The organism is Acinetobacter sp. ANC 4862 (assembly GCF_004336635.1).
Classification (GTDB): domain Bacteria; phylum Pseudomonadota; class Gammaproteobacteria; order Pseudomonadales; family Moraxellaceae; genus Acinetobacter.
Genome location: NZ_SJXH01000066.1, coordinates 1 through 5,615, shown reverse-complemented (window position 1 = coordinate 5,615; position 5,615 = coordinate 1). Strand labels below are relative to the sequence as shown.

The 5,615-nt window shown below is 37.4% G+C and carries 7 protein-coding genes and 2 pseudogenes; 4 read left to right on the top strand and 5 right to left on the bottom strand.

Features of this window, described 5'->3' with window-relative positions:
- Both E0409_RS16320 and E0409_RS16315 read left to right on the top strand, forming a co-directional pair.
- Positions 1–186, top strand: a pseudogene (locus tag E0409_RS16320) (CsgG/HfaB family protein); the annotation flags it as partial.
- A gap of 84 nt (positions 187–270) precedes the next feature.
- Entirely contained in the window at positions 271–882 is a 612-nt protein-coding gene (locus E0409_RS16315; RefSeq protein ID WP_131292596.1) for a hypothetical protein, read from the top strand.
- Positions 883–1,371: 489 nt separating this feature from the next.
- On the opposite strand, the gene E0409_RS16305 is transcribed toward E0409_RS16315, so the two are convergent.
- Positions 1,372–1,752, bottom strand: a complete 381-nt coding sequence (locus E0409_RS16305; RefSeq protein WP_131292593.1) for a hypothetical protein — start codon at positions 1,750–1,752, stop codon at positions 1,372–1,374.
- Positions 1,753–2,831: 1,079 nt separating this feature from the next.
- Here E0409_RS16305 and E0409_RS16300 point away from each other — a divergent pair.
- A pseudogene (locus E0409_RS16300) lies at positions 2,832–3,173 on the top strand (LysR family transcriptional regulator); the annotation flags it as partial.
- A 269-nt stretch (positions 3,174–3,442) separates the two neighbouring features.
- On the top strand, positions 3,443–3,700 hold the full coding sequence (locus tag E0409_RS16295; protein ID WP_131292587.1) for a hypothetical protein: 258 nt from the start codon (positions 3,443–3,445) through the stop codon (positions 3,698–3,700).
- Positions 3,701–3,903: 203 nt separating this feature from the next.
- On the opposite strand, the gene E0409_RS16290 is transcribed toward E0409_RS16295, so the two are convergent.
- From E0409_RS16290 to E0409_RS16275, 4 genes are all read right to left on the bottom strand, one after another.
- On the bottom strand, positions 3,904–4,137 hold the full coding sequence (locus E0409_RS16290; protein WP_131292585.1) for a hypothetical protein: 234 nt from the start codon (positions 4,135–4,137) through the stop codon (positions 3,904–3,906).
- Between the two features lie 92 nt (positions 4,138–4,229).
- Positions 4,230–4,976 carry an ATP-binding protein gene (locus E0409_RS16285; RefSeq protein WP_131292582.1) on the bottom strand — a complete coding sequence of 249 codons (747 nt, stop codon included), beginning with the start codon at positions 4,974–4,976 and terminating at the stop codon, positions 4,230–4,232.
- Positions 4,973–5,335 carry a hypothetical protein gene (locus E0409_RS16280; protein WP_252151834.1) on the bottom strand — a complete coding sequence of 121 codons (363 nt, stop codon included), beginning with the start codon at positions 5,333–5,335 and terminating at the stop codon, positions 4,973–4,975. The genes E0409_RS16285 and E0409_RS16280 overlap by 4 nt, the downstream gene beginning before the upstream one ends.
- A gap of 88 nt (positions 5,336–5,423) precedes the next feature.
- The coding region (locus E0409_RS16275; RefSeq protein ID WP_131292579.1) for a transposase domain-containing protein at positions 5,424–5,615 on the bottom strand (192 nt) is incomplete at its 5' end.

Sequence of the window (5,615 nt, the reverse complement as noted above, 5' to 3'; positions counted from 1 at the left end):
GAAGAGCCTGAAATGAGCAAACAGGACCTGATTAAATACATCAGCATGAAAAAGCGCTCATCTTCTTTGGGCAAGATGAATGAAGAAAAAGATAATAACCAAAAAGAAGAAGAGAAGACTCTGAAGCTGTGGGATGTTAATCCAGCAATGATAGAAAATTACTGGTCAAGCACTCAGCGTGATTAAAAAATATATAAAAAATGAGCTCGCTCTCATTATAAAAAGAAGTGCTTAGCGAGAAGTACTTCAAAACTAGCAAGGAAAATAACTATGAAAAATACTATCAAAACAATCACCTTATCTGTTGCCTTCCTGTCTAGTGCAGCCATGGCAAGTCCAGGCAACCACGTCACTGTAGATACAGGTTTAGGCGCTACCTTGGCCGCTGTATCTCAACATGCTAAAAATGGTACTGCGCTTAACCTTGCCATTAATACCGCTACTGTTGATGCAACAGTCAACGTAGACGGGAAGTATAATTCACTGAATAATTTGGGGGACAAACTCGCAGTAGAAACTTCAGCAATTGGTGCAGTAAACACCGGTAGCATTAACTTACAACAAGGCAATCTGAGTGCTGTGAATACGGGTACAGTAGAGAAAACTTTTGATGCTGAAAAAAGTGCAGAGCGTTCTTTAGAACAATGGCATTCTGAGGGTTCATCAGCGTTTGAAAGTTCTATCAGTGCCAGCCTGAATACCGACACTTATGACCAATTCTCTGAAACCTTGAGTAATTACACTGCAGCGAATTTAGCCTTTAATTCAGCAGCTATTGATGCATCTGTAAATCTAAGAGGATTCGAGAATCATATTGATGGCATCAAAACTTCAGCAATCGGTGCTGTGAACACCGGTAGCATTTCAGTGACTGTAAAGTAAATCCACCTCTCAATATGATCCAGGGTCTAACTATTTTCGGATAGTTAGACCTTTTTATTTTTAAATAAGCTTACATTTTAATGTAACTGTTTTTATTTACTGATGTTACGCAGTAAATGGGCTGCCAACTTAATCCTGTCCTAGGTGCGAGTATTCTAGAAATGGACATTTCTACTTGGGAATAACAGTTATATAATTACCCTTTAAATTCAAAGATATAGTTCTTAGTTATCAGCCCAATTTCCACCGGGTGCTTTTTTTATGATTTTTTACGTTTCATGATTATTTAATCAATTTTCCACGGTTTCAATAAGCCCAGAAAAATAATCAGATTAGCCATACGGCTTAAAGAAACGACTCCAGAAGCCCTCTTTTTCCGGTTCAGGCTCAACATGCTCTGGGAGGCACTGTTGCAAATAACCATGAATGGTAAGCTGAAGATTATTTTAGCTTACCATCAGCGGCTATTTGCAACAGTGCCCGTAATAGCTACTCAAGACACCACCACGATTTCTTATGCTCGTCGTTTATAAAGACGGCAAGTTGACCGGTCGCGTTTGATGGAGGTATGCCCTCTGTGCATGTCGCCGGTGTGCTTACGATATATTGGACATTGCTGTTATTAAATTCCCATCTGGTGTAGCGACATACGCCAGTGCCCTCGGTTATTTTTTTCCCTCCGACGATTACCTTGTCCGGTTTCTTGGTGATACTTTTTGGCTTATTCCAAGCAATATACTGGTATTTACCTGGTGAAAGAAGATTGACGGTGACAATATGCGTCGAGGTCTTGCAGACGAATTGTTCTGATGCAATTGCATTAGAAAAAATGGATGATCCGATAATTAAAAAAATTAGAAAGTTAAGCATAGATTCCTCCCGTAGATGATTAGGGCTACCATTCGCCAAAACTGGTGTGCAGCGACACTTTTGCACGTAACGAAGAAAGTTCGGCTTGAACGAATTATTAGGCCACACATTGCCTGACAGTCAACGAGCAAAGAATAACGATGCCAAAACAGCAAAAATTACGAGTATTGCCACTAAGCGCCCGAGCTTTGTCTGAAAGAACCAGGCGCTAGCAATGCCTACACCCAAAGCGAAAAGTATGTTCTGAGTTTTATACCATGTGTAGTAACCGATGCCAGCTCCAATCAGTAAATGAACTATTGGTTTGGAAGGATAGCCCCCATAGAGCTCGCGCCTTGCACACTCTGGGCACTCAATCAACTCTGGGTTATACAAATGACCGTAAGATATAGGAGAGTTGGAGCCTCTTTTCAGCGGTACACACCTTAAATGTGGCCTATAACGCAGGCCATGCAGATGCTGGGCTGGCGAAGAATGCCGCGCCTCCACCGACACCGAAAGATGTTAGGCACATTCTTTTATTTTCGCTTCGATATCTCCCCAAGTCGGCAAATCCAAATAGATGCGCGTGTGGTGTTCTTGCAGCGCAGTTCGGACTGAAGACCACGTCACACCAAAATCATCTTTATAGATAGGTGAATTCTTTAGAACATGGGATCAGCTCATTACTGCCCATCCGTGCCAAATTTCGCGCCTCTCCGCCATAGCCGGCAACGCAATCGAAGCCAACACGATACGACGAGCCCGTTGTTAACCTACGCATAAGCTTACTCCGCTGAAATGGGACACTGATAACAATACTGCGATGCTGATCCCGAACTACGTAGCCTCTAACTAAAGTTATACGGCACATTTGCCATATAACTAAAATGGAATGAAACTACTATTTTAATTAAACTATATGTTATTTAATCAAACCTATATCAGAATAATTTACTACAATGCACATAATCCACCAGCGAAATACTTGATCAAGTCTCTTATATTGCAACAAGATATAAAATACTAAACACTGATCCGACCATAATCATAGGCGTTACGATCAACAAATATTTGTAAAGCTTGAATTTACGTCTTAACTGCAACAGGCAGGAAAAATGCTATGCCTCACTCCATCTGCTGTAACCTTAAGATTGCAAGCTCTAGAAAAAGAATTAGGACAGTTATTAATAATACGTAGTAAGCCTTGCACATTAACCACATCAGGTCAGCAAGTATTTGAATATTTGAAGAAAAGCCAAAGATTAGAACAATTTTTTTTACATAATTTAATGAACAAGTCACAAGCTGAATTTTTTAAAGTGGTTATTGCATCTAATGCCGATAGCTTAGCAACTTGGTTACTTCCAACGCTCAAAGATGTACTTATAAACAATAAGATATTGCTGAATCTAATCGTTGATGATCAAGCTCATACATACGTTCATGATCCTGCCCTAAAAACTCACCTCGTTTCATCTCTTTTGAACTCTGATTTTGTTGGACCCTGAGAATAAAACAATAATATTTACTCTATATTTCTAAACATGCTTAAAAGCTGAAAGCCTTACTCTATCAGCAATAAAGAGTTTTTTTTAAGCGCAATAATGCACGAATTTTAGGCATTTACTCATCGATACTAATTCTGCTAAGATTAGATTTATAAGAATTAAAGTGTTCAATAAATTTAATAAAATTAATGGATATATTTATGAATAAACGGATTGCTTTAGAAATTACTAAAAATTTACGATCTATTTATGCTCATCAAGTCAGAGTGGCAGAGCTATTCTTAAAAATAGGTGAAGTCTCTAATCTTACCCCTCTAATCCTCATAGGAAATAAAACCGTTTTTTCTTTTAAAGAAACAGGGAAATCCCTCACTAAAGTTAAAAAGGAAATTTCTGCTGTCAAAAGTACTTCGCAAGCAGATGCCGTGTTGGCAGAGATCATTTCCGAGCTGGTATAGATTTAGGGGTGTATTTGAAATTTAGCTCGCTAATTCTTTGTTATAAAAATAGTAAAGAAGTAAATAAGGATGAGAGAGTTACGCTTTTTTATCCAATTCACTACACTTTCCATCGTATAAATCATATGAAGCGTGGGTCTAGGATCCACGCTTTTTTGACTTCGTATAACGTGTAGTATGTTAATTTTAGGTAATCTATAAAATTAAATAGTTTCCAAAATTTTTATAATTGCTTCACGTAAATTAGGCTGTTTTTTACGGCTATTTAAATTAGCTTTAAATGTTTCTAAATTAATTTGACTTAAATCCAGTTTCACTATTGACTCTTCTAACTTACTTTTTATCATCTGAAATTTCTTCAAACAATCCTCAAGTTCGTCGATTGACTTACCATTATTAATTTCTATACCTAGCTTAGCTGTATGCAAAATCAACACTTACTTGAACACCCATTCTCATCCAAGTTGGACACTTTAATAGACTTATACTTAAATTAAAGTGTCGCTTTACTTGGACAAAAATAAAAAAATTACTCGATTTTTTTACCTCGTTTTTTTCGCATAGATTCACCTGCCAAATTGAAAATATGGGACCTATGAACAATACGATCTAGCAATGCCTCACCAACCGTTTGGTCCTCAAAGTGGTTGAGCCATAGATTGGTTTCATATTGACTTGTGATTAGTAGTGAACCGTTGTCACTATGTTTATCAATAACACTAATAAAATGAGCTAACCAAGAATTATTGATCTGTGATAAACCAAAATCATCCAAAATGAGCAATTTACAGGAAAGTAATCTCTTCTTTAAGGTCGAGATAGTTCCCAAATTTACCGCAGTATTGAAATCTTCGAACAACTCAGTTGTATTATAAAAGATGACTTTAAAACCCAACTTACATGCGTTCGTTCCAAATACAGAGGCAAGCCATGTCTTACCTATACCAGTTGCACCTGTAAAAATTAGATTATGTTTTGACTTGATCCACTCACAATCAGCAAAACTTTGTAAAATATCACTTGTAAGCCCTTTTTTATTGGAACAATCTATTTCTGTCAGACTACTTGTCGGATATCGTATATTCGATTTATTTAGCAATGATAAGATTTTTCGATTGCTGACTTCATTTTGCTCGGCGATTAGTAATTCATTGAGAATTTCTAATGAGGTTTTTTTACTGTTAACCATCTCATCATAATGATCAACAAAGCAATTCAAACAACCATTGAGTTTTAAATCTTGCATTTTTTGTGCAATAACGCTCTTTGTAGTCATCTTGCATCCCCTCCGAAATAATTAGCACCGCGTAAGTTTGCGTGTGTATAGGGATTCATAGTTTGAGTGGTATTTAGAGGTTGGATATATTTTCTATTTTTGAGTACATACAATAGGTCTGTAACTGCTAATAGATTATATTTTAATGCATACTCACAAGCCTGATTAAGGACAGAATCAAGCCTATTTTCTAAAATATAATCTCTAAGCTTATTTAAAGACTTAATATTACGAGCGAGTTGCTTGGACTTATTTAGAATTTGTTCCACAAACTCATAAACATAGTTTCCAAGAGATTTAGCCCACTGCTTAATACTTGCTGGGCTTAAAGTATTATAAAGCCTATGATTGGCTGGCATATGCTCGTCTAGAATACTTGCTTGACCATAACCCTCTAATAAACTGTGTGAAGTAATGTAAGCGTGCGCTGAACCCCATAGCTATTTTTTAATTTTGGTCGGGTTTCCAGCGGTGCGGCAGCAATTCTTCTATTTGGCTCACTTTATGTGTCGGCAACCTTTTCAGCACATTACTTAAATAGGCATACGGATCCAAGCCATTCAGTTTTGCTGACTGGATTAAAGTCATGATATTGGCAGCTCGTTGGCCGCTGCGCAGCGAGCCAGCAAACAGCCAGTT